We start from the raw sequence: 23,249 nt of genomic DNA on the forward strand, positions 1-23,249 counted from the left end.
TCGCGGCTGAAGCAAGTGGTTTTGGAATGCATCCGAATTTGGTTGTACCCTCAGAAAAACAACGAATCCTTCCGGACATTAGTCGCACAGAAGGATTAAGGGAGATAAGGTTTGCTGTTTTCATACAACACATCCGGATCGAGGTCGATGTCTCCGGGCCAGACCACCGTTCCGGCATCACGGTCAACTTTGACTTGTTTAAAAAACTGCTCGTTCTTCAGAGGTTCGAATACAGGACCTTTAAGAAAAGGACGAATATCCACAATACGATATTCCCCAGGATTGAATTCCAAAACTAGATGGAAAGGTTCGACCGGTTGGGCGCTGCGGATTTCATGCATCATTCATCGTATCACCTCGCTTAAGACAACGGCGGAATTCGGAATAACGTTTGTCCCGCTTGAGCCCGTTTCCAATTTTCCTCTAATTCCACTCTATGCGTGATCACCCAAGCTGTCAACCGGTGGCCAATGCTGGGTGGCAAATACCCGGCAATCACCTTTCCCGAAAAATCCACCGCAGCGGTGTACTCCCCTCTCACATGAATATGGGGCGGCAAATGATCCTGGTAAAAAACGGCATAAAATTACCCGTCACATGGAGACGGGATTTACCCTTGATCTTTCCGGTTATTCATCTGGGCTTTCTTTTCCATTCCGTTTGCCGGCATCAAGCCAACCGCTTATCTCGTCCAGACAGGCATACAATTGGAACCCGTCCAAAAAACCTCGGATATACAATTTCTCTTTCTCCCCGGAAACTTGAAAACTCATGTGTTCTTCCCATTCCATAAACAACTGCAATTGCTCGCGCGAAAACGATGTTTGCAGCCGGTCGAAAGACTCGGTCGCGAGCTTCCTCTTTTCCCGATGTTTGGGACAGGTTTGCATACGCTGTTCCCATTCGTCGATCCGTTTGCGGAACGCGGTTATCAACCATTCCGGCACACCACCGTACACACCTTGCTCCCCTTTCTCTCAAAATGGTGTGTCGATGGTAACTCTGCCCGGACGATAAAGCAAGTTGTTTTTACAAGGTGTTCCTGAAATGTTAATCCGCTGCCTTTATTAATTGAATTCCGTATTTTTCTGCAAACCACATGCCTTTGTCCAATGTGAAAAGATCATATTTTCTTTCTATAGATTGCGGTTGCAATTATGAGTGCATCGGGGGCTTTTACAACTCGATTCTCTTCATTTTTTTGCTCCAGTCTGATTTCTCCGGCAATTGTGGCAATTTCATGATTTACATCAATAAATCGGCTGTGCTCAATGCTTTTGACGGCTTGCATTTCAAGATCGGTTTTAGCGCCGCTGATTAATTCGCATTTGGTGATCACGGAAAAGTAAAACTCATAAAAGTCTTTTTGAAGTGCCTGGATCGTTTCGACCACTGTTTTGTTATCATTCAACAAACCAATGGCAATGTTCGTATCGAGGATGACCCCCTTTTTCACCATCCTTCCCTCAATTCCTCAATTTCCTTTAACCATTCCTTTGCCCGTTCGTCGGAAATGGTTCCCCGAATGCCCATCAAGTCCGAAATCCCTGTTTCGTCATATTCGGTCATCAGGTTGTTTTTTAAATCGATGACGATACACCCATCTTCCTTAACGTTATACTGCTGAAGCAGCTGTTTGATTGCCTCCATCGTATAATTGTCAATTTTTTTTGCCATTGTTTTTTATCACCAACCTTGACCTTTGCTTAAATGCTTTACTAAATATTATTGCTTCACTGTATGGAATTGTCAAAGCAAGAAGGATGCTTTCCGCTTCCGTTTTTACGCTAATCCCGACTGTCCTGATAACGCCGTTCTTCGAACGACCAATCGACACTTTTTCCGTCAAAATGGCGGACCGTTTTTTCGACGACCGAGCGGATGCGCCGATCTTTCGGCGGCCCGCCGTCCCATCCCCGGTCGTAATTGGCCAAACACCTGCCGAAGCCGGCCGAACGGTCGGGATAAACCTGCAGACGGCTAATTCTTCCCTCAGCTATGCCGTACATGGACGGTTCGCCAAACACCTGCGCCTCCACATAAAACCCGTAGACTTCTCCCACATAACGCTTGCCCATAAACCAATTGCCTTTTTCCGTAAACATTGCTTGTTCCTCCCTTATTGCAAAATCCGCCGGTTATCCAATCTGGAAAACCTCTCCGGCCGCGATTCCCGTCTTTTTTTGAACTGCTTCCTTACGCTCGAATTCAGACAAATATGCTAATAACGGATCAGTTTTCTGCCGGAAGGCTTCAAGCGCTTGCTTCCTTTTTTCCGGATCGTTCCAAGTCGCAATGTCCTTTTTCTCTTCGATCATTTGCAACGCCCGCCGTTTGATTTCCGGCTGCAATTGTTTCTGTTCCATTTGCAGAGCGGCAAGTGCCAGAACAACCGCAACATCATTCATCGGATCGGGATAATCCTCAACGCACCGCTTCGTAACTTCCTTCATCGGCAGTCCTTCGCGCACCAACTGCCGGAAAAGGTCACGAATGTCCAACACATCATCGTTGTCGAAAATGCCGTATCCCCATGCCCCCATGCCAATCGCACCACACCGTAGACAACATCGCTTTCGGATTGTAATCCCACGTCATCGCCGCACGCTGATCCTCCCTTCGCATGACACAGCTTTGCTCCACTTTGCCGAAAAAGCAAGTCCAGTGAGAATATGATCTTCCGACGTAGAATTACGTACCTCAAGAACAGGAAAAGGACCCTTGGAAATGCAAGAGTCCTTCTCCAACAGGTCAAACTGAGTTTCCACATCGTTGCATGCCGCGAATAAACCTGAACTAATGGGTTCCGCCCGTTCCAAAGTCGTCATACGAAGAAAGATTGGCGTGGTAAAACACGATATCCCCGTCCTTCAGTTGGAACGTCACCCCAAATGGATCGGTGAAACTGCGCTTGAATCCCTCCATTTGCCACTGGTTGTTCAGCGGTCCGTAAATGTATTGCAAATGCGGGTGATCCAGGTCCTTATTCCGGATCGTCTCGATGTTGAAATTAACAATGATATACCCGTCCCGCAGAAAAATGGGGGATTGATCGTCCAGCCGATGCGTGCGCCCATACTCCGCCAGATTCGTGCCTTTCGGCACCACATACACCGCAGCGGGCAGACTGTATTCCCCGTACCACCGCTGAACCGACGCATTGGCCCTCGCCGCATCCACTCCGGAAGGAACATTCATGCTGCCGATGAACGTCCGCAATTGCGGCGGCAGCAGCATGATGTCGTAACCGCCGACGTACGTGGACTTTTTGGTGTTTTTCAGATACTGGTCGATATACGCCTGCTTGTTTCCGCCTGCGCCGGTCAAACTCCAGAGCGAGCTTGCGGTGTTGATCAGCTCTTGCCGGGGTACATTCCGCAGCCGCTCGTCCAAAGCGATATACCGCCGCTCCGCATCGTCTGCGGATCCGATCCGGATAAACCGCTTATTGCCGGAATGGTAGTATAAATCCACTTCCTGTCGGTTCCTGCCCTGTCTGTCCACGAAATAAAATTTCGGCGTGATGCGGATGCCGTCCCCCGCTCCGAACATATTGCCTTTGGTTTTCACTTCAAACTTCACATGATATCCTGTCTTCACCGCCACATTTTTCTTACCCGGATCCGGGTGGCTGCCCTGCCGGACCGGCAACACAAACGGCGGCTGGTTGCCGCGCGGCGATCCGTCGATGTCTTTCGTGCCCACCCAATACGCGTTTCCTGTCGGCGCGGCCCCGCCTTTTTGCGTCCGGAAGACCGTCTCCCAGTTGTAGTCCGCAATATCCGTGATGCGGAAATCGTACAGCCGGCCGATCACTTCCACCGGGACGACCTGGGTCGCCACATGGTTGGACACATTCAGATTGGCGTTCATCTCGGTTCCGAACCCGGTTTGCGGGCTGTTTTCCGCGAAGGTACGGAACAGCACATCGTAGTTGCCTTCATCGACCCAAACCGGCAGGAAAAACGTTGTGGTTTCCTGCGACACCGGAATCGATATCCATGTTTCTTTCGGATAAAATCTGGATTTGTCGCCGCTGTACACATCGAACGGAAACCATACCTGTTTTTCTTTGGTATACTTCGCATAGTCGCGATCTCCGTAACCCGGGATGTTCCGATGCTGGCCTTCGGTCGGAATAGTGACGGTAAACGGCCTGTCCAAAATAAGTGCCGAACGGCCCGCGCTCGGGGTGGTTTTTTGGTTATGGGCTCTGTCGTCCGAGACTGTGGCGTAGTTCACCACCGGCGTGTGAACGGTGACGGGATTGAGACCGTGAATCGGGAAAGATTGGTTCTCCCCGCCGTTGATTCCTTTGACGAGCGAATAATCAATGGTGCCGGAACTCGGCTGGTTGGCCTTGTTTGTCTTGCTCGGTTCGATGAGATAACCTTTTCCGTACAGCACGTCCGGACCAATCACGGGCGGCGAAGGAATTTGTCCGGGAGCCGGAGCCTGTTCTTCCACCGTCCGATTGTCCATCACCATTGTGCCGTTAAACACAAGCGAATCGTTTTTGACCCGGATTTTCCCGATCGCCTTTTCCGCTTCGCCCGTCCAGTCTTCATCGGGTACGGACGGCCGGCTCGAACCACCGTTAATGGTTTGTCCGGGAAGGGTGACATCGGAATAAACGGGATGCGTAATGTGCGATTCCAATGCATCCGTATGCGCCGCGGAAACGCTCGGCGGCGAATATCCGGTCGGCTGCACCGTGACCGTTCCCGATGGCAAAGCGTAATTGTTGAAGGTGGCTTTTTGGATCCCATACACCTCAAGATTGTCGATGACCCAATAACGGTATCTCCGTTCGATCGTGTAGTTCTTAGTTACCGTTTGTGTATCCGATCGTGGAACGGTGATCGTCGTCGGGTTTCCATCGGAATCGGGCGGTCCGGGCACCCTTTCCGTCCATTTCAACGTGTATGTCTTCGTAACTCGGATCGGATACTTGCACGTTCCGGACATCTCGGCAAATTCGTTTTTGTACAGATAGGCTTTGGATGATGCATTCACATACAGGCTCTCTGAAGTCGGAATGCCCTTCAGCACATCGAATCGCTCCGCGCCGCGCGGATCCGCTTGGATGACGCCTGTTGCCGCCGGGTCCATAACCTGTGCGCTCTGCACCGTTCCTTTAACAGGCCCGGTGCAAACGGCGTGTCCTCCGCCGCCTCCTCCGCAATTTCCGTCTTCGCAGGGAGGCTGCCCACAACCGTCGGCATTCGGATCACTTTCGCAAACGTCGTTCTTTAACCTGTACATGGCGACCATATTGGTTCCGCCAACGTAGACGGTAAAGTTCCGGGTGACAACTTTGGTGTCCCCTTTATCTTTTTCCTGTACGAAATTCCGTTCTTCCGGCCTGAGAACAGGTGAAAGGTACGAAAGGTATATCTCGTAAGTTTGTTGTCGGTACTCCACTTCTTCCGGAAACGACTCCAATATTTCGTGGCCGGCGGGGAACTTTCCGACGAGGGTTTCATCCACTTTGGTTCCGTCCGAAAGGTACAGGATTTTGTTCACCGGATAACCCTCCGGGTCACCCTCAAACACGATTTGCACATCGAAATATTGCCGCAAATCGGACGGTTTTGCCCAATTTTCCGCCTTCACAATGCCCGACAACGTATGAAAAGGGCCTTTTCTTACATGCGGGTTTTCCCTCGGACCATCGACGGACACCATGATCGCGCTTGCGTACAGCGTCATACCTTGTTTAATCGCTTTTTCGGCTTTGGCTTCGCCGATCGCCGCAAGCACTTCCTCTTTCGTCCACTGAAATGTCGTGATAACCTGCGTGTCCGTGATCCGCTCGTCGATAATATGGCCGCCTTCCAGTTTAAAGTGTTCTCCCGCTTTTTGTGACGTCGGATCGCATTCGCCGGTATGATCTTCCGTTGTGCAAGTGTCATGCATGTGAATATACCAGCCGACGGTTAAATACCTCACGCTGCTAGTGGCCTTCTTAGACTGGGTGACAAAAGTAAACTTCCCTCCATCGAAATACGCTTCGTTCGCACTTGCGAGTCCCGGGAGGAAAGAAGTCAGCAAAAACAAAAAAAAGAGAATCGAAGCGATTCCCTTTACTCTTACCGCCATATATTTCATCCCGCACTTCACTCCATTTTTCGGATGATACTGTTGTCAAACAAGCTGGCCATCGTCGACAAGGCCAGATGATCGCCGTAATTACCGGAATGATTGGTGCCCAGCCAAATATCGGCGTAACCCTCGTACCAATCTCCTTTTTCAAATTTGTCGGTATCCGGATTAAAGAATGTGTCGTGAAAAATATTCTTGTACTCCGCATAGTTGTCGATCTTGAAACGAACCCTCGCTCTTACGTACCAACCTCCCAGTCCCGAATTGTACAACATGCTCGGCTCCGGCTCGACAAAACCCTCGAGTTTTATTTTGTTTTCCTTCACCCATTCGGCGTACTCTTTGTTTTGCTGTACCCGGACTTTACCGAACGCTTGGTTCTCGTACTGAAACAATTCGTCGGCCCACACAGCGGAATCAATGGTTTCATAGTCCACATTTAATTTCAAGGCAAAACCGTTTTTCACCCGCTGCATGATCTTTTTCAAATCTTCGGTCGAAAAGATCTGTTCCTTGTAAATGTCGACGGAGACTTGGGTATGCCCTTTTCTCGAATGGGGATATTGAAATTCATACATCTCATTCGGTATGTCTTCCAAAATATAAGGATAATCGTTGGCGTTTTTCGGCAAATTCGCTGTGCGTACAAGCCGCCCCCATTCGTCGTAATTTGCCGTATCGTTCTCCTTCGTCGATATGTGCACGGTTGCCGTGAGGTTATCCCAAGTGACTTTCGCCCCCAGCACTTCGCTGACAAACCGCAGCGGGACGAACGTTCTCCCGCCCTTCATGATCGCTTTCGTATCAAAGGGGACTTCCGCACCGTTCACGATGGCCTTGTTTTCACCGACGGTAAGGCGGATCCGCTTGTCTCCCCGCTCAATCGGAACCGTCATCGTATCCGCTTCCCAGCCCACTTTCGCTCCCATGTTTTCGGCGACAAAGCGGACCGGTACGAGCGTGCGTCCGTTTTCGTCAACAAACGCTTGGGCGTCGGGAAACCAGATTTTCCGGCCATCCATCACGACGCTGACAAATGCCGGCGCCGTCACCGCGGCATAGGAGAGATTTGCGAAAAGACTGACACAGACCAGGATTGCCAAGCTTAGGCTCAACCACTTCCTCAATCAACTCAACTCCTTCCCGTTTGGAATTCTGAGAAAAAAAGGAAGTCCATTCGTGTCTCCATCTTAGTCTTGTTACGTGAAACTGTCCACTCACTCTTTCAACCGTTGCTGGAACGAACGGAAACGGTAGTTGTTTTGGGGCAGGAAACACGCTGATAAACGAAAAAGCCACAATCCTCAACTTTTTGTAGGGATTGCAGCTTGTTCATTTTCGATCCTGACATCTTGTGCTCATGCAATGGCCTCAAACGATGGGAGCAAAACACCGTCCGGACCAATCATCCCCAGCGCATAAGCTTTTTCGATCATGCCCAGTTTTTGATTTTCAAATGGAACATTGCCGTTCCATTGCGCGTTCAACCGGGAACTCCGAACCTCATGTTCCGGCAAGGCGCGGGCATACTGGGGATTCACCACACGATTCTTCTGAATGGCTTTCATAAATTCGGAAAAAGTGATCCCGTCGCGGTTACCGTACTTGCTGATTCCCATATCTGCGCCATAGGTTTGAAAACGATTGACCAGCGTAACTTTTGTGTACGCGGCAAATTCCGGAGTAAATCTCCCGTTCACATCCACTGCAGAAAAAGACACGACCAACACCTCCGAATGTTCCTTCATTTACTATATCGGCACATGGACTGGAAAACATAACGGTCGGCTTTTCCAAATTCTTAACGAGCGATATTGTGGCAACTTAAAGGAACGTATCCCTTTTTCGCAGCTTCTTTTTCACTGGTGAACGTTTCCTCTACGGGGTATGGAAACGAGCAGGTGCTGTGGTAATACACCTTCATTCCGTTTTTCACCGCTCCGACGATGAACGGCTGCTTTAGCACTCGGCTGCCGCCCAGCGCGTAGTTGTTGTAGAATCGTTGTCCGACCGGGATTCCCTGCAGAAAAGCCATCACGCCGACGTCGTCGATCGTGTTGCTCCAATCCTCTCCAGATATCACAGGAAGCGAAAAGGTGTAGGAAATTCCCACACGGGCGGCGTATTCGTTGTGCCGGTTGATCCGGTACGCCAGTTCGTTCTGGATTGCGTTTACGATGGTGCTGCGCCGCACCTGTTCAAATTTGTCCGGATCGCGCAGCAGAGGGACGATGGTATCCTCCGCGATTTCACTTCGAAAGCCCTCAACCCATCTCTGACTGCCCGCCTCATAGGCGATCACATAATCATCCAGCGTAAACGACAGGCTGTTCCCCCGCGCGTCGGCATATGCGTACGGTTTTTTCGGTCCCCATACGGAGCGCATCTCCGTTTCGCCTTCCGCGTTCGTGAACTCTTCTTCGGCATAGACGTAAAAACCGTCATACCCGATGATAACCACGGCCGGAATATAACGGTTCAGCACACCTTGGGAAACCGGATCGTCGGCAATACCGAAGTTCATGTAGAGCGTCCGGTAGAACGTGTCAATCGCTTCTTCCTTGTTCACCCTGACCCGTTTCAGCGAATCGTATTGCGCTTCCCGCCCCGGATCGACGTTCATGATCAGCGCCCTGGCCGCATCGTCCACTGCTGCGTCAAGTGCCGCGTCGTACCGCAATTCGGTGATCATCGTTTTTCGCTGCATCTGAGTTTCCGTTTGATTCACCATATAGAAGGGAAACAGGATGAGCACCCCGACGATGGCCCAGTTAATCATCTTCATTCCGGACCATCCCCCCGTACGTAATGAAGATTTTGACATGGGTACTACCGGCGTTGTTCAAGAAATCGTGCAGAATCGTTCCGTTCGTCCGGTTCGTGTTTTTTACCAAAACATAAAAGGTATCGCCCACCGACAGCCTGTAGCGACGCGACCGGTCGTCTTTCCCCGCGGCATTGTCGGGGAACAAAACCGGCAAAATTTGCGCGTTAAAGAACATCTCATAATGAACCGCGTATTCACCACGGAACGTCTCCGGCCGCAACGGATCGTCATAAACCGGATCGTACCGTTTGTGACCGTGCTCCATTTGAATGTCATAGGTGTTGCCTGTGGCGCTTAGCGTCTGCACAAAGTCGTTGTACATCTCCGGAGAAATGTACCCCTTGTCCCGGACCGCGTCGACAAACGCGGTCACCGCGCGCAGCGCGACCAGTTCCGATACGTCGTCCTGATGGTCAAACGCGGCGGAGATCGGGAAAATGTACAACAGAAGGACCGCGATCAGGATGGCAAACACTTTTGAGATGCTGTTCACACCCACCTCCCCCTCTCAAATCGAGGTAAACACCACGCGCGTCAATTCTCCGTTCTGCCCCCGTTGATAGAATGGTTTGTACCTGCCGTTCACCTGGATGCCGGACAACCGGACATCCTCCTTTTCCAGATCCGGCGGGTACACCGTGCCGTTCACAACCAGTTCCACCCCGATGTCCCGGATTTGCGCGACGGACTGCAAAACTACGGCGCCCGACACGCTGCCGTCACCCGCCAGCGGAGACAACGTGGAATGAATATTGGGGTCCGCCATTTGGTTGGACTCATACGTCCACTTCAGTGCGGCGGATCCGCTTTGAAACAGCATCAGGCCCACCGTGACGGCCGCCACGAACATCAGACAAGCCGCGCTCATTTCGATCATCGTTCGGACGGAATGTCCCATTGTCTGTTCCTCCTTGCAAAACCGGGCTCCCCCATAAGGAGGAGCCCGCCATCCAACATGCATCGTTACTGTTGCACAAACACAATGCCGCGAATCACGTTGCTCCGGTCTCTCACCAGCTGCGCCCGGAACTTGCCGCTCGGATTCACATAGTTGATGTCCGCTTCGTCCATCGCGTCTGCAATCGTTCCAGGTGCGGGGCCGATGACGGAACCATACGTGACACTGTCTACGGGCACACCGGTATTAATCACTTTGCCGTACCATTGCCCGGCCGGATTTTTTCCCGTCACGATCTGAATCCCGAATTGATCCTGATCGGAAAATTTGCGGAGGGCGTTCAACACCTGACTGCCGGAGACAAGCGTATTATCATACACCGTAAACGCCGTTTGGGAAAGTTCGGTTTGAATGTTGGAGAAATTGTTTTGCGCCGCTTTCGTCGCTTCCTGAGCGGAAATAAACATGACGACCGCAATCGTGATCAGGGCGATGGCGAGAAAAATGCCGGCTGCCATCACCAGCGCTTTTTGGGCGTTGGACATCGTTTCGTTCACTCCTTTTGGAATGGATCAGAATGTTGAAGAAAAAGAAAAAAGCCTTCGGAATGAAGGCTTCGGGCAATGACCCGCTATTGAATTCGGTGAATTTGTTCATAGTACACCGACATTTGACTCAGGCTGACGTACACGAGCGGGAAAACGAGGTACAAAAAAATGAGGGACACCATCGGCGCAAAACCGATCATTTTCCCCCAACCCGCTTTCGTTTCGATCAACCGTTCATAATCCTGCTTGCGCTGCTCCCGCATAAACTCCCGCTCCGATTCCAGATCGTCGAACGCCCTGCGGATCGGAACGCTTTCCGCGGCCAACTGCAGCCTGTCCACGATACGGGCAAAGGGCGCAAACGGCGCCTCTTCCTTCAGCCGTTCCAAAGCTTGCTCCGCGCCATGTTCGTAATGCAACAGGCACTGCTGGAGCGGTTCCTTAAAAATAAAAGCGAACCGTTCCATCCATTCCAGCAGTTGTTCCACGGAGATGCGGTCCATTTCCGACAGCATGGCGATGACGGCGTGAAACTGGTCCACTTCGTGTTTCATCTCCATTTGTCTGAGCCGTCTCCGGAACAGAAGCATCCACACGGGGACAAAATAGCCGCCCCAGCCGATCAGCAGGCTGAGCATCACCTCCCACCATTTCAGATATTCCTGATTCAGCGCCTCCAGCTTTCGCAGGATGCGCTGCGCGGCAGCATGAAGCTGCTGCTCGTTCTGCGCAAACTCCGGTTCTTGCCGCAATCGGGAAAGGACCGCTTCATAAATCCGGCTTTTCGCTTCCTTTACGTCCGCCAAAATTTTGCGGTCCAGTGCCGCCGCATCCCTGGCCGCTTTCGCCTCTTCCGGAGAAAGGCGTCCGAACATCGTGTCCGGCTTGTCCCATGCATACAGAAGCTGATGCGTCGCCACCGCATGAAGCGTCACAAACAGCGCAATGGACAACAAAAATCCGAGGACGCTCACCGCCACCCGCTGAACATAAAACCACTCCAAACGAAGCGGCGAGCTCGTTTCCTTAAGCAGCATGGTGCAGCGGGCGTACTCTTTACTTCCGGGGCCGGGCATGATCCGATCGACCAGCCATTGAACCCAGGGAACCTGATACGCCCGTTGTTCCCATGGTTTTCGCCTCCGCGCCGCCGGCTGTTCCCGGTCCAGTTCCCGCATGTGGCGCAGCAGGACGTACGATCCGAGAACAATCAGCAGAACGACGATTCTGGACATCCAGCCGAGTTTGCCGGCGTAGAATGCGTCCATCGCCGGAAAGTAACTTCTTGCCCAGTTTTCGATCGGCTTCGTGAAGAGAAGCGGAATCAGCGCGATGGCGGTCAGACCTTGCAACAGGAAACTCAGTTTCTCCCGCCGCAAAATGGCCAGGTTCAGTTCGCCGGTAAGCTGGCCGAGGGCTTTCAAGTACACCGACCCGTGCTGCGTCATTTTATCCCCGTATTCCCTGACCAGATGGGAAATGCCCGCCAGTCCCTTCAAAAAGCGGTTCGGCGCGGCCTCGTAATATTGCTCCAGCCTTTCCTCCGGGTTGCTGGACGTCAGCACCTCGTAAATTTCCCGCGCATGCAGCGCCATTTCGTGCGGCGCGGTTTCCGCCGCGTCGTAAATCGCTTCCTCGACCATCCCGTGACGGTGGTAGTGATGCCTCACATCGGTGAGAAAATGGCGAAGCTGATGAAGCTGGCGGTTTTCCAGGCGGTGAACGAACGCATCGGCCATCACCCCGTGTCCGACCCATATCCCGGTCGCAAGCAGGAGCAGCATCAGCACATCGTCGGTGATCCACAGAAGCGGCACAACGGCCGCGAGCAACACCCCCCACACCGCGAGAGCCAGCTTGACCGTTTCCAGCCGCAGTTTCCATTCGTCAACCACATGCAGCACCGCAAGCCGCCTGCGGATCCCCATCAAGTACATCCGCAGCAACGGAACCTTGGCGCACCAGACGTAAATTTTCTGAAAAAAGCTGTACGCGGCCTGCCGGCGCGACGCTTTGTCCGGGAGCCGCAACTCTTCGTATTCCCGGACCGATCCGGCGCCGGTGTTTTTTCGGGACACCATTTGAAACAAAAGCGCGGCGAGCATAAAGAACGCGACGGAAAATCCGAACGCGAACGTCAGCCAAGTTTTAAGCTCCATCTTCCGCCTTCACCCCCCAATGGGCGGCCAGAAACGACCGGAACGCCTGGCGGTCGGTCTCGGACATCTGCTCGAGCATTTCCCGCACCGTCCGTTCGGAAATCGGATGAACCGCCACATAGCGGCCGTCCCGGTACTCGATCACGTTCCGCGCTTCGTACAGCGCCCGGTCCGTGCTGCGGCGGAAATACTCGGCGGCCGTGTCCATGAACCGCTCCAGTTTTTGCTCCAGCGTCCGGGCGTTCCGGTAATCGGCGGGGTACGGCACGTCCTGATCCAACGGAACGCATTCCGTGATGCGTTCAATGTAACGGTGACCGTTATAATCTTTTTTCAGATGGATGTCGAAATGAAGGACGCTGATCACCTGCTGCTCCGCCACCTTCTCGTTGTGGAACACGCCGGTTTTGAGCAGGGAATTGCGGAGCGAGAACACCAGATCCCGGAACGTTTTCGCGTGGTGCGTAAACAGCGTGAAGAGCGATGCGACCTGCGACATTTGAATCATCCACGCCGCCACCGGATCGGTGGCCACCTCGCCGAGAATGTTGACGGTTCCGTCGGTCTTCTTCTGAATGTCGAGGCCCTCCTGGCCGGAGATCGTTTCCGTTTCCCGCAAGCTCAAAATGTTGCGGTCCCTGTAGATTTTCCGCAGATGCAGTTCAAAGGTCATTTCCTGCACCCGGATCGTGAAAGTTGCGGGAATATACCGCACCATCGCCATGAGAAGCGTCGTTTTCCCGCTGCCCTGCGCGCCGGTAATCGCCGTAATCCGCGCGCCTTTGACGAGAAACGGAATGAGCCCGATGGGAAGTTCGGAGTTTTTGTCCCGAATAAGTTGCTCCAGAGTCGCATTTTGCACGTCGAATTTGCGCACAAAAAACGCCCACGATTCGGAGAACCGGGGGCGCAGAACCACCACGCGGGAGCCGTCCGCCATTTCGTTGACTTTGTAGCCGTTGGCTTCGGACAACTGGCCGGGATAATTGAACTTGTAAATGTTTTGGCACACCCGCTTTAATTCCCGCTCCGACCCGAACGAGAGGAAAGCGAGATGGATCGACTTGCCTTTGTAAAAAATCCAGACGCTGTCATGGGATTTCGGCACTTCCCTGAGCAGCGAATCCGCCCCGAATTCCCATTCCCCTTCCCAGATGGCCGGAGGGAGACCGGAAACGCCGCCCGATACGCCGTCGATCCGCATGTCCCGGATTTCGTCCACGACGCCGAATCCCTTGTAGTTTTGGTAGATCCGCTGAACGACAATGTGCAGCTTGTCCTCAAACCGCAGGCGTCGCGCTTCCTTTTTATAAATCTCGTGAATTTCCTCCGCCGTAATCCGGTACGATTCCGTTTTCCCGTCCTCGATCAGGCGTTTCGGCCGGTCCAGATCGTACTTGCGGATCAGTTCGCCGAGCGCGTCGGGCCCGTACCGTTTTTTGTACTGGTACAGTAAAATCTCGAACTGGTCCTGCGGCGAAAGTTCGTACGGATCGTCAAACGGGATGATTCGGTTGATGTTGGATTCGTCCAGCTTGTACGTCTGCAGGAGCAGATCGAACACAAACTGTTTGACGTACGCCTTGTCCCGTATATCGCCGGAGGTGCATCCGCGAAGCGCCTTTTTCAGTTCCGCCCGCTTGTTTTTGCGGCGGCGCAGTTCTTCTTCGGACAGGCCGAGATCGTACAGGTTGCTGGTCGTTAGGTGATGCAGCGCCTGTTTCACGTACTCGGTCATCGCTTCGATCGTGTACATCCTCTCTTCCGCCGGCGGTTTCTTCGGTTTGCGTTCGCTCATGCGGAAATAGAGCAACGCGCCGGCAAGGGCAAGCAACAGAACCGTTAGGAGTCCGTTCAGCACCTGCGCCATGCGTCACTCCCCCTTCCCGCCAAAAAACGGCTTGTTCAACCCGCCCCATTCGATGACCGCCTTCGCCGCGGCACGCACACTTTGCACGAAAAAATGGTTCTCGTGATCGCGGGGAACGTTGCGGTTGCGAAAACAAAAATCGATCGCGCGTCCCTCCCGCGTCGCATCCATCCAGCCGGCATTGTGCGGAACCGGAAGGAGCGGCTCCTTCACCCTGTACCTTCGCGCAATATTTTTCGCGGTATAGGAAGAGTAACGATCGTACTGGCCGAGCAACAGGATCCGTTTTTTGCCGCCCGGCCGTTCATCCGCTTCCTGATGCCCGAAGAACCGATCCAACACCAAGCGGTTCTGATTCAAATTCACGACGACCAGGTCCGCATGTTGCAGCAACGTTTGTGTCCAGGCGGAACCGGTGCCGCTTCCCCCGTCGATCAGAACCAGGTCATAGGTTGAACCCGCCGTTTCCAGCAGAAGCGGAAGCACGTCTTTCATGCCGGGCACAAACACTTTGTCCGGCTTGTTCGAACCCGGCAGCAGATCCAGCCGATCCTTGAGCAACGGGACGGTGTAGTCCCGGACCATGGCCGGCGTAAGCTTCCGGTTGCGCAGCAGCCGTTCCAGCGCATCAATGCCGGTGTCTGCCGCATGGGCCAGTTCGTCTCCCTCTTGCGTCCGCCGCCGGATCAGCGCCTGTTCCAAACTGGCGCGGCGGCTTTGCAAATGCCCGAACAAAAGCAGGGAGGACGAATATTCGAGACCCAGCAAAGCCGACAGGGCGACGAGATTGGACGTGGTCCCGGTTTGGCCCGGCACCGGGCTCCAGAACACAACACTAAGCCCCACGCCGATCCCTCCTCATCCGTTTCCACGCTCTTTTCACCGTCCGGCCGTCCAGCCCGAACAGCACTTGGGCCAGCCATTGCACGTTTTTGGCATACGTTCCGGACAGTCCTTTTACGCTCACGCGTTCCTGGTGTTGATTGCCGATCATCACCGAAAGATCCTGATCCGAAAGCGGAATCCGGAATACCGGTTCCTCCCACCGGATGTGGAAACCTGAATAAAAGGAATCAAAATACGCTTCGGGGATCGTGCTTTCCACAAACGGGCACCACATTTTGAAACACACAAGCGGCTGTTCGCTTGCCTTGTCCAAACCGAGCCGCCGCATCAGGTCCGCGTTTTTTTGCAAGGTCAACTTCTCAAAGCCGCCGCACCAGACATAGTGATCGAAAGCTGGCAAATGCCGCCCGACAAATTCGGAATGATCCGTATCCAAAAGCAACACGTCGTAATGCGGCCATCCGCCTTCCGTTTGGTTCACGTGCCGATCCAACTGCCCATATGTCAAAAATCCGACAGCCACGTCAAAGCCTTCAAACTCCGTCACAAAAGCTCCCGGACGGTCGTCAGTCCGCGGCAAATATCCCAGCACCGTTTGCGCCATCGACGAATCGACCAGCAGTACGCGTTGCCCCGCCGCCGCCAGCAATTTGCCCAGCGCTAGAAGCAAGTGGCTTTTGTCCGTCGCACCGAGAAAAGCGATCTTTTTCATAATGCCCTCCCTTTACGAAGCCGAAGGCGGCTGGTTAAACACATCTTCCAGTTTATTTGCCGGTGGCTTTTCTTGACCGTTTTCCGGCGGCATTTCCTTCGTTTCCCCCGGAGATGCTTCGGGCACCGGCGACGGTTGGCCGGCGGCGGGATCGTTCCCGGGCCGGGCTTGTCCGTTTTCCTGACCGGCCGGCGGCTCAGCCGGCGGTTGGATGGTTTGGCGGCTCGCGTTGTTTTGCTGCGTGGCGATCCGCTCGTTTTGAAGTTGCTGTTGGACCGTGACGCTGCCATGGACCACCTTCATTTTATCCACGTCGCTCATGGCTTTCAGATCGTTGTCCAAGCGGGTCCGAAGCTGTCTGGCCAGTTCCGTCTTCGCGGTTTCCAAAATGTTCGGATCCGTTTCCATCAGGTTCAGCACTTTCGGATTGGGCGGATAGTTGGGAATGGCCGCCTCCTGCATGCCCGGATCCACGTACGCGAGGGCGTACAATTTCGCTCCTTGCAGGTAGGCGTCGATGATGGCGCTGGAAGCCATCAGGATTTCCCGTTCATCCATCGTGTACCAAACGATATTGCCCGACAGTTCCTGCACTTTCTTTTTGGAAAGGACAATATAGTCCTGGCCGGTTGGGAAGTTGATCCGCACGTCCACGTACTGGCCTTTTTGCAGGTTGGTCGGAAGCTGAATGACGTTAAATTCCTGCAGCCGCAAATCCCTCGGAACGGGGCCTTCCTCAAACAGCATGGAGGACACAAGCGGTGTGTTGGCGCGCAATTCGATTTTTGTGACTTTCCCGACCGCCTGCTTCGGATCGGTGATCAGGTTTTCCGAAACCAGATCCGCGGCAAGGTCAAGCACCCGTAAATCTTCGGTCTTTAGCACCGTTCCGGCCGGGAGATCGCGAACAACTACAACCATCCTCGTTTTTTGGGCTGCTTCCCGGTTTTGGAGTTCCTGGATCCTTGCTTCGTATTCAGCTTTCATCTGGGCTGTGGTTTCTTTGGTTTGCAAAAAGCTGTACAGCACCATGCCGGTGGCAAAAAACAAAATGATCAAAATACATACGAACGAAATCATGATGATTCGTTTTCGTTGTTGTCCCCTAAATGGCATGTCTCTTCATTGCTCCTTTCCATATGGTCAGAAACGTTTGAAGCGAAAGAACCGGTTCCATCTGGGTTCCTCATGGATTCCCTTTCCGAACCAGTAACGGTCGACAAACGCATGGATTCGAGCCGCATAAGCTCCTTTCGTCGCACATTCGCCGCGCCGGATCCCTTCACCTACGGCTTCGTCTTCGGGAAGATCCAATGCATATGGCCACGGAAGAAGTTCGCGCAAACGGTCTTTCGGAATCTTCTCCCGCATCCGGTTCCAGACCACCGCGATATCCGGCGAAGGATACAAGGCGGACAAGAACGGTTTCATCCGGCCAAGATTGCGGATGCTGGCCGGCTCGTCTGTGGTCATTAACCATAACTGTTCGGCCTGCTCCAAGGCCAGCTTCGTGATGGCGTCCAAATGGACTGGAGTATCGATGAGTACCGTATCCATTTCCGACTTCAGAAAACGGACGACGGCGATCAGCTGTTCCCGCTCCAGAATCAACGTCCCTGCCTTGGCGGGGGCAGCGACAATAAAAAAACCCATCTTCGTTTTCAGAAGACAGGCTTGGCTGGCTTTTCCATCCTCGATCCGGCGTACCAGGTCGGCAATCGTCTTGTTTGGCTGGAGTTGCAAGGTGGAAGCCACGGATCCGTGCATCAAATCCAAATCCAGGATGCACACCCGGCCTCCCTCCCGAGCCAGTTTCGCCGCCAAATGAAGCAGAAAGGTGGTCGTTCCGACCCCTCCTTTGGCCGCATACGCGGCAAGAACGGAAGGCGCATACCTGGCAAGTGCTGCTGAAACCGGCGCGGCCGGCGTTTCGCTTTCCTTTTGGGTCCATAATCCGGAAGGCGGCATGGATACCGAAGAAACCGGCTCATGCCCCAAAATAAAGCGGGGGAATTTCTCCTGTTCGTGCTGTTCGTTCTGCGGGATCACTTCCTCTGAAGGAGCCTTTTGTGCCCGGTGGGAAAGCGGCACCGGGTCATCCGGCTCCATATCTTCATCTTCTTCAAAGAGTAAGGAAGACTCCCGCGATGTTGACGGAGACGAAACGTACGCTTCAAAATCCGTTTCATCCGTGGGGGTGATCACGTTGGAAATCCCGATGGCCGCCCATTTTTCTTTTGGGATATTCTCGTCAGATAACAGAAGAACAGTCATCTTTTTGCGGACGAACACGGGCACGAATTTTTCCCAACTTGCGTCCGCGGCATCGAGAACGACCAGTTTCCCTCTGACTTTATGGGCCTCGTGCAACACCCGCACCACCCATCCTTTTCCCCGAAGCCGATTGATCCACTCCTCACGATGGCACGGCCGAAAAAGAACCAGCCGCATGTGTTCCGCCCTCCTTTCGCCATGCATGCCAACCAGAATCGGATATACCGTTTCCTATCAGGGTTTGGATTCAAACCCTTCAAAAACGCCTCGTGCGTATTCGTTCCGATGTTGCCGAATCCAATTGGCCGTCTCCGGGTAACCGAGCACTTCCGCCCAGTAGATCACAACAGGGACGTCCAGCATATTGGTGCGGCCCGATTGGCGAACCGCCTCAAGACCTTCATACACTTTTTGGGAAACTTGAATCATCGCATCTTCCACTCCTTTGGTTTAACTTGTGGATATGTTGTGGATACATTGTGAATATGAAAATTCGAAACGAAAACTGTCATTCCATCCTGAAGTCCTGACCGTTCAACACCCCGCGAAGCGCCCGTTCCAGTTGCCGGTCCGTTGCCTCCATGATGGTTCGCGGATCGTATCCCCTGTCCCCCGCATAAGCAGCAAGATCCCTGCGGAAATATGCATTCGAGACGCAGTGGGAAACAATCAGGACCGTAATCCAATCCCTGGGTAACGTAATGCGATTTTTCATCGTCATCCTCCATTCCTCTTTATTGCAGGGGGAACGTCCGCCAATAATTTCGGATTTCATCCAATTCTCCGCTGTACCACAGGCTTTTCCCGGCTGATGTTTCAAATTGCCATTGCCACTGGTTAATGCGATCTCGGCGCACATACACGGTCACCGGATTTCCGTATTTGTCTTTCGTATTTAATCGAACGACATTGGGGCTGATTGGCATGGTTTCAATGAATAACAGAAACTGGGACTGGCTCATCGGGACATCCCCCCGTTTTCTCAATGGTTCCATAAAAAATTCAGTCCGCCGAAATCGTGATGGATCGACCGCACATGAGCAATGCCGCGGCAGCAAGCGGGATGGCGAAAGAAATCTTCTTATTTTCGACCCGCTGATGTTGAGTACAAGCAAGTGCCAACCAAAGCAATGAGAACATGGAAGCCCATAAACACAAACTGGCAAATCGCGAAGGACCCAAGAGAGTTCCATATGCCATCATGAGCTTTACATCCCCGCCGCCCAACCATCCTTTCAGATAGGGAACAATCAAAATGCTTGCGGATAAAAAACCTGTCAAACTTTCCATCGTATTTCCATCTAAAACGTTCAGGAGGAATCCGCAAAAGATCCCTCCCAAGCTCACTCCATTCGGAATGATATGATCCTTTCCGTCGTACCAAGCGGCAAGCAATGCCATGGTGGCCACCAAACCAACGGACAACCCGGTGATCATCATTTCTTGTATACGCGGAAACCTGTCGGCCCCTGGTCAATGCCGAAGCGATAATGGTACATGAACAAAGCATAATCCACAAGCTTTTCGGCTTCCGAATAAGTGAATACCTCGATTGAACCGCGTTCACAAACTTGCTCTACCTTTTCCTCCAGCTCAGCATCGATATGCTCCCACTTGTGCCCATTCACCATGTCTCACCTCCGAAGTACTTCGATCGGGGCTCTTCTGTCCGATGAATCCGTCATCGACTTTCCACAGCTTCCGATCCTGTCGTCTGCTCGTCCATGTTACACTCGATTGAGAATCGTCCGGGCCGTTTCGGCATCGATCACGCAAACGTAACGGGCATAGTTGTACCCTTGAGGATCCACCGCCAGCACGCGCTTTTTGTCCGTAAGAATGAGCAGTGGGCAGTCCTTATGCTCCCGAATGACATCCAGATCTTCAAGCCGAATCGCCGCATCCATCTCCTGGGGAGTAACAAGAAAGATTGGAACATCCCGGTAAAGAATGTGTGTGGTATCTGGGTTTCCTTCATATCCCGGAATCCGATTGTATTTCCGCAATTTCTCGTACACTTTCACATCCATTTTCATCATGCGTGGCCCTCCATCCGTACAACTGGAATCAATCCGCCTTCTCTGGCGGGTAATTGGTAATGAACAACTCCTTAACCGGCTGCCGGCCGCTTTGTTGTCTGCAGAGGGTATACCGGGTTTCCACCTCTTCGATGTAAAACGGTTTGTACCATTCACGAACCACAGGATGGTCGTTAATGCTGAGGAGAAATTTCCCTTTAATCCCGGTCAGCAAATCCCGCAATTGAAGCTGATGCTCTTTTGTGAATTTGTAAATGTATCCCGAAAGCTCGAAATAGGGAGGATCGCAATAAAAAAAAGTGTCCGGCGAATCGTACCGCGGGATCACTTCTTCAAAGGACCGGTTTTCAATGTACACTCCGATCAGTCGTTCATGGGTCTCCTTGAATTTCTTCTTCACATCGCTCATATTATAGGCGGGCCTTGTCCGGGAGTATCCCCAGTCGTCACAATCGTTGTATTTGCCCCCGAAATGGGAATAGACCCGGTAGTAGAAGTCATAGGCGCGCGTCACGGGGTCCCGTTCCTCGTTCCTTCGCGCCATGATCCGTTGGAATTCGTCGCGGGCGTACAAAGCCCATTCAAACCTTTGCGCCAACTCCTCCCAGTTTTCCTGGATCACGCGAAAAAAATTCACCAGCTCCGAGTTAATGTCGGCAAACACCTCGACTTTTGACCGTTCCTTTCCGAACAACACCCAACCGGCGCCTCCAAAAACTTCCACATAGCACGTATGAGGGGGAAAACGACGGATGATTTCTTTCCGCAAGCGGGATTTTCCCCCTTGCCAACGAATCGGGCTTTTGAGCATACCGATTCCTCCTTTGCCTAGACGCTGTTTCTGTCGATGGAAGGATGGCTGTTGCCATTCCCCATTCCTTGTGACAAATAAGTCCGCAATGTCTTTCCCCGGTAAAAAATGCGATCATCCGGTACACTCAGGTCTTTCGCATACTGAAAAACTTTGTCCAGGATACATTTCCATTGGGAACTCTGTCCCAGAAAATAGATTTCTTTCCCCGGTACAACCCCTACGAGATAAAATTCACCCTGGTCTTTGATATACAACTGTAAATCCATGGCACAACCGACGCTTTTTTTAGAAAAAAGAAACGGGTTAGTATTCCCTCGGAAGCAAAGCCGTGGCTACGAGATAATCACCGTAATTATCGAAAATCACCCATATTTTTTCAGGTAAATGGAGATTCACGGTGTCCAGGATTTTGTCGTTCCCATCGGTAATCTCTACCCGCCCATTTTTCGGTTGAAAGGAAATAAACGGCGATTTGTCTTTATGGGCGATCGCTTTGTCAAACAACGTCCGTAGCACATGAGGGGGCAAATCCAGTCTTTCAACGCCCCTTGTCATCACCGTTTGAATCGGCTTTCCCATACGAATCCTCCTCATTTCCAAAATTCAAAATGGTCAAATGGCATAAAAAAACGACTTCGTTTCCGAAGCCGTACTTGCCCTTATGCTGTTACCAGCGTCTAGAACAAAAAATCATAAGAACTCGTTTTCCTGAACTTGCGATAAAATTCTTCCGGGTCGTGGCAATTCAGTTTGACGGTTAAGTACCCTTTTTCGGCCAACGGGTCGACCATGCGATCCAGCACGATACCGCCGCACTTCACCACATCCGAAGCATACGCATCCAGATCTCCGTTGTGCTCACATTCCCGAAAACGCAATATGACTCTAATCTTTCTCACCCCTGTTTTTTACGGGCTATGTTGACCGGAGGCATTTTTTGAGATCGCAGAAGAAACAAGCCGTTGTACAGAATTTGTATCAGATCCCGATGGACCACCCAAGGTTCGACAACCATTCTGCCCGTTTTCACATTGACAACCCGGAATGCGACCGATTGCGGAGCGGTCGGAAGAAATTTCATTTGTACAGCATACATGGGAGGGGTCCCTTTTCTTCCAACCTCCTCCCACCCGTCTTTAAGCAAAGAATAACTCTGCGTCTTCTTCCAAATCATGATATCTCTTTCCTTTCCACTGCAGCGGTTCCCGAGTATATATCTGTTTTCTAACTACGGAATCCATTTTTCCATCGGGTCGACCGATTGACCGTGCTCTGTCATCCCCAGATGGAGATGCGGTCCAGTGGAACGGCCCGTTGATCCGACCGCTCCGATCATTTGGCCGGTATAAACGAACTGACCGGCTTCCACACCGATCACCGACAGATGCCCGTAAAAACTATCGACTCCATTTTGATGGTCGATGCGAATGTAATGGCCATACCCTCCGTAATTCAACGAAGCGGCCGTGACGAACCCGTCCCGAATGGCCAATACGGGTGTTCCTACCGGAGCGGGCAAATCGATCCCGTCATGGAACGCGGTTTCCTCTGTAAATGGATCGCTGCGTAGGCCGTATGAGCTTGAGACCGTGGTATGGCCGATCAACGGCCACAGCCAACCGTCCACCCGAATCAAGGCGGATCGGTACTTCGCTTCCACATCGACAATTTTCGCGATTTCGTCTTCTCCCAGCCGAAGCGAACGAAGCGCATCATCAAAGGATCCCTGCCAGTGGGATACGGTTGCCGCAAGCGAAAAGATGGCATCTTCGGGATTGTCGGGATCCATCGCTCCATCTCCATCGCCGTCGCGGTGAAATTGCTCCCAAAGAAAGTCGGGAAGACCTGAAAAACCAACCCCTTCATTCACGGCGGGATGGCGGCCGAAATCCGTATTCACTTTGACGATGGCCGCAAGCTGCGACCAGGAAACGAAGCCGTTTTCCGCCCGCAGAAAGACCGTTAGCAGCGGAAGGGGAACGTCGAGTTGTTCCACATGGCCCAAAGGTGTCCCTTTGTAAGTGGCTTCCGATGAAGCAACCAGCATTCCCATCAGCGCCACGCCCAACAACAGAAACAGCATCACCAGCATCACGCCGCCGATGCCGACGGAACCGATGATCCAGTACACCCGCTTTTTATTCGTCTGCGGCATTC

General features: G+C 52.5%; 31 protein-coding genes and 1 pseudogene. All 32 read right to left on the reverse strand.

The window, feature by feature from the left end; all coding sequences use genetic code 11:
• Positions 1–95: 95 nt before the first annotated feature.
• The 32 genes and pseudogenes from THEAE_RS0114035 to THEAE_RS21105 all read right to left on the reverse strand — a co-directional run bounded on the left by THEAE_RS0114035 (position 96) and on the right by THEAE_RS21105 (position 23,247).
• Complete coding sequence (locus tag THEAE_RS0114035; RefSeq protein WP_028987911.1) at positions 96–344, reverse strand: DUF2442 domain-containing protein; 249 nt, start codon at positions 342–344, stop codon at positions 96–98.
• Between the two features lie 17 nt (positions 345–361).
• A pseudogene (locus THEAE_RS22685) lies at positions 362–565 on the reverse strand (DUF4160 domain-containing protein); the annotation flags it as partial.
• A gap of 64 nt (positions 566–629) precedes the next feature.
• Positions 630–959 carry a hypothetical protein gene (locus THEAE_RS0114040; RefSeq protein WP_028987912.1) on the reverse strand — a complete coding sequence of 110 codons (330 nt, stop codon included), beginning with the start codon at positions 957–959 and terminating at the stop codon, positions 630–632.
• Between the two features lie 164 nt (positions 960–1,123).
• A complete protein-coding gene (locus THEAE_RS21090) occupies positions 1,124–1,456 on the reverse strand; it encodes a PIN domain-containing protein (RefSeq protein WP_169729995.1) in 333 nt (110 codons plus the stop codon).
• Positions 1,453–1,677: a hypothetical protein gene (locus THEAE_RS0114050; protein WP_028987913.1), complete on the reverse strand. Its 225-nt coding sequence runs from the start codon at positions 1,675–1,677 to the stop codon at positions 1,453–1,455. The genes THEAE_RS21090 and THEAE_RS0114050 overlap by 4 nt, the downstream gene beginning before the upstream one ends.
• 110 nt (positions 1,678–1,787) lie before the next feature.
• Positions 1,788–2,105, reverse strand: coding sequence for a DUF7678 domain-containing protein (locus tag THEAE_RS0114055; protein ID WP_028987914.1), 318 nt, complete (start codon positions 2,103–2,105; stop codon positions 1,788–1,790).
• A gap of 33 nt (positions 2,106–2,138) precedes the next feature.
• Complete coding sequence (locus THEAE_RS0114060; protein ID WP_028987915.1) at positions 2,139–2,543, reverse strand: DUF4259 domain-containing protein; 405 nt, start codon at positions 2,541–2,543, stop codon at positions 2,139–2,141.
• A gap of 253 nt (positions 2,544–2,796) precedes the next feature.
• Complete coding sequence (locus THEAE_RS0114065; RefSeq protein ID WP_245605566.1) at positions 2,797–6,102, reverse strand: DUF5704 domain-containing protein; 3,306 nt, start codon at positions 6,100–6,102, stop codon at positions 2,797–2,799.
• A gap of 17 nt (positions 6,103–6,119) precedes the next feature.
• Positions 6,120–7,232 (reverse strand): copper amine oxidase N-terminal domain-containing protein, encoded by a 1,113-nt coding sequence (locus THEAE_RS0114070; RefSeq protein WP_028987917.1) that lies wholly within the window; start codon positions 7,230–7,232, stop codon positions 6,120–6,122.
• A 231-nt stretch (positions 7,233–7,463) separates the two neighbouring features.
• Entirely contained in the window at positions 7,464–7,826 is a 363-nt protein-coding gene (locus tag THEAE_RS0114075) for a hypothetical protein (protein WP_028987918.1), read from the reverse strand.
• A gap of 80 nt (positions 7,827–7,906) precedes the next feature.
• Positions 7,907–8,890: a hypothetical protein gene (locus THEAE_RS0114080; RefSeq protein ID WP_028987919.1), complete on the reverse strand. Its 984-nt coding sequence runs from the start codon at positions 8,888–8,890 to the stop codon at positions 7,907–7,909.
• Entirely contained in the window at positions 8,877–9,425 is a 549-nt protein-coding gene (locus THEAE_RS0114085) for a hypothetical protein (protein WP_028987920.1), read from the reverse strand. Before THEAE_RS0114085 ends, THEAE_RS0114080 begins: the two co-directional genes overlap by 14 nt.
• A gap of 15 nt (positions 9,426–9,440) precedes the next feature.
• Positions 9,441–9,893 (reverse strand): hypothetical protein, encoded by a 453-nt coding sequence (locus THEAE_RS0114090; RefSeq protein WP_245605567.1) that lies wholly within the window; start codon positions 9,891–9,893, stop codon positions 9,441–9,443.
• Between the two features lie 2 nt (positions 9,894–9,895).
• Positions 9,896–10,375 carry a hypothetical protein gene (locus THEAE_RS0114095; protein ID WP_028987922.1) on the reverse strand — a complete coding sequence of 160 codons (480 nt, stop codon included), beginning with the start codon at positions 10,373–10,375 and terminating at the stop codon, positions 9,896–9,898.
• 86 nt (positions 10,376–10,461) lie between these two features.
• A complete protein-coding gene (locus THEAE_RS0114100) occupies positions 10,462–12,537 on the reverse strand; it encodes a hypothetical protein (RefSeq protein ID WP_028987923.1) in 2,076 nt (691 codons plus the stop codon).
• Positions 12,527–14,407, reverse strand: a complete 1,881-nt coding sequence (locus THEAE_RS0114105; RefSeq protein ID WP_028987924.1) for a Flp pilus assembly complex ATPase component TadA — start codon at positions 14,405–14,407, stop codon at positions 12,527–12,529. Before THEAE_RS0114105 ends, THEAE_RS0114100 begins: the two co-directional genes overlap by 11 nt.
• 3 nt (positions 14,408–14,410) lie before the next feature.
• Positions 14,411–15,253 (reverse strand): CpaE/TadZ family protein, encoded by an 843-nt coding sequence (locus tag THEAE_RS0114110; protein WP_028987925.1) that lies wholly within the window; start codon positions 15,251–15,253, stop codon positions 14,411–14,413.
• Positions 15,243–15,965 carry a hypothetical protein gene (locus THEAE_RS0114115; RefSeq protein ID WP_028987926.1) on the reverse strand — a complete coding sequence of 241 codons (723 nt, stop codon included), beginning with the start codon at positions 15,963–15,965 and terminating at the stop codon, positions 15,243–15,245. Before THEAE_RS0114115 ends, THEAE_RS0114110 begins: the two co-directional genes overlap by 11 nt.
• 12 nt (positions 15,966–15,977) lie before the next feature.
• Positions 15,978–17,081: an SAF domain-containing protein gene (locus THEAE_RS0114120; RefSeq protein WP_028987927.1), complete on the reverse strand. Its 1,104-nt coding sequence runs from the start codon at positions 17,079–17,081 to the stop codon at positions 15,978–15,980.
• Between the two features lie 27 nt (positions 17,082–17,108).
• Positions 17,109–18,416 (reverse strand): CpaE/TadZ family protein, encoded by a 1,308-nt coding sequence (locus THEAE_RS0114125; RefSeq protein ID WP_028987928.1) that lies wholly within the window; start codon positions 18,414–18,416, stop codon positions 17,109–17,111.
• Between the two features lie 57 nt (positions 18,417–18,473).
• Complete coding sequence (locus tag THEAE_RS21095) at positions 18,474–18,668, reverse strand: DUF5049 domain-containing protein (RefSeq protein WP_039944476.1); 195 nt, start codon at positions 18,666–18,668, stop codon at positions 18,474–18,476.
• Between the two features lie 79 nt (positions 18,669–18,747).
• Complete coding sequence (locus tag THEAE_RS0114135) at positions 18,748–18,960, reverse strand: hypothetical protein (RefSeq protein ID WP_028987929.1); 213 nt, start codon at positions 18,958–18,960, stop codon at positions 18,748–18,750.
• 13 nt (positions 18,961–18,973) lie between these two features.
• Positions 18,974–19,201 carry a hypothetical protein gene (locus THEAE_RS0114140; RefSeq protein ID WP_028987930.1) on the reverse strand — a complete coding sequence of 76 codons (228 nt, stop codon included), beginning with the start codon at positions 19,199–19,201 and terminating at the stop codon, positions 18,974–18,976.
• A gap of 40 nt (positions 19,202–19,241) precedes the next feature.
• Complete coding sequence (locus tag THEAE_RS22190) at positions 19,242–19,664, reverse strand: prepilin peptidase (protein ID WP_211233505.1); 423 nt, start codon at positions 19,662–19,664, stop codon at positions 19,242–19,244.
• Between the two features lie 11 nt (positions 19,665–19,675).
• The gene (locus tag THEAE_RS0114150) at positions 19,676–19,870 is read right to left on the reverse strand and encodes a hypothetical protein (protein WP_028987932.1); all 195 of its coding nucleotides are present in this window, start codon (positions 19,868–19,870) and stop codon (positions 19,676–19,678) included.
• 96 nt (positions 19,871–19,966) lie between these two features.
• On the reverse strand, positions 19,967–20,278 hold the full coding sequence (locus THEAE_RS0114155; protein ID WP_028987933.1) for a hypothetical protein: 312 nt from the start codon (positions 20,276–20,278) through the stop codon (positions 19,967–19,969).
• A 28-nt stretch (positions 20,279–20,306) separates the two neighbouring features.
• Positions 20,307–21,089 (reverse strand): DNA adenine methylase, encoded by a 783-nt coding sequence (locus THEAE_RS0114160; protein ID WP_028987934.1) that lies wholly within the window; start codon positions 21,087–21,089, stop codon positions 20,307–20,309.
• Positions 21,090–21,106: 17 nt separating this feature from the next.
• Positions 21,107–21,358, reverse strand: coding sequence for a hypothetical protein (locus tag THEAE_RS0114165; protein ID WP_028987935.1), 252 nt, complete (start codon positions 21,356–21,358; stop codon positions 21,107–21,109).
• Positions 21,359–21,395: 37 nt separating this feature from the next.
• On the reverse strand, positions 21,396–21,671 hold the full coding sequence (locus THEAE_RS0114170) for a hypothetical protein (RefSeq protein ID WP_028987936.1): 276 nt from the start codon (positions 21,669–21,671) through the stop codon (positions 21,396–21,398).
• A 98-nt stretch (positions 21,672–21,769) separates the two neighbouring features.
• On the reverse strand, positions 21,770–21,970 hold the full coding sequence (locus tag THEAE_RS0114175) for a hypothetical protein (protein ID WP_028987937.1): 201 nt from the start codon (positions 21,968–21,970) through the stop codon (positions 21,770–21,772).
• Between the two features lie 17 nt (positions 21,971–21,987).
• Positions 21,988–22,266: a hypothetical protein gene (locus tag THEAE_RS0114180; protein ID WP_028987938.1), complete on the reverse strand. Its 279-nt coding sequence runs from the start codon at positions 22,264–22,266 to the stop codon at positions 21,988–21,990.
• 54 nt (positions 22,267–22,320) lie between these two features.
• Positions 22,321–23,247, reverse strand: a complete 927-nt coding sequence (locus THEAE_RS21105; RefSeq protein ID WP_039944477.1) for a M23 family metallopeptidase — start codon at positions 23,245–23,247, stop codon at positions 22,321–22,323.
• Positions 23,248–23,249: the final 2 nt, after the last annotated feature.

The sequence above is a fragment of the Thermicanus aegyptius DSM 12793 genome, assembly GCF_000510645.1.
Lineage (GTDB): Bacteria > Bacillota > Bacilli > Thermicanales > Thermicanaceae > Thermicanus > Thermicanus aegyptius.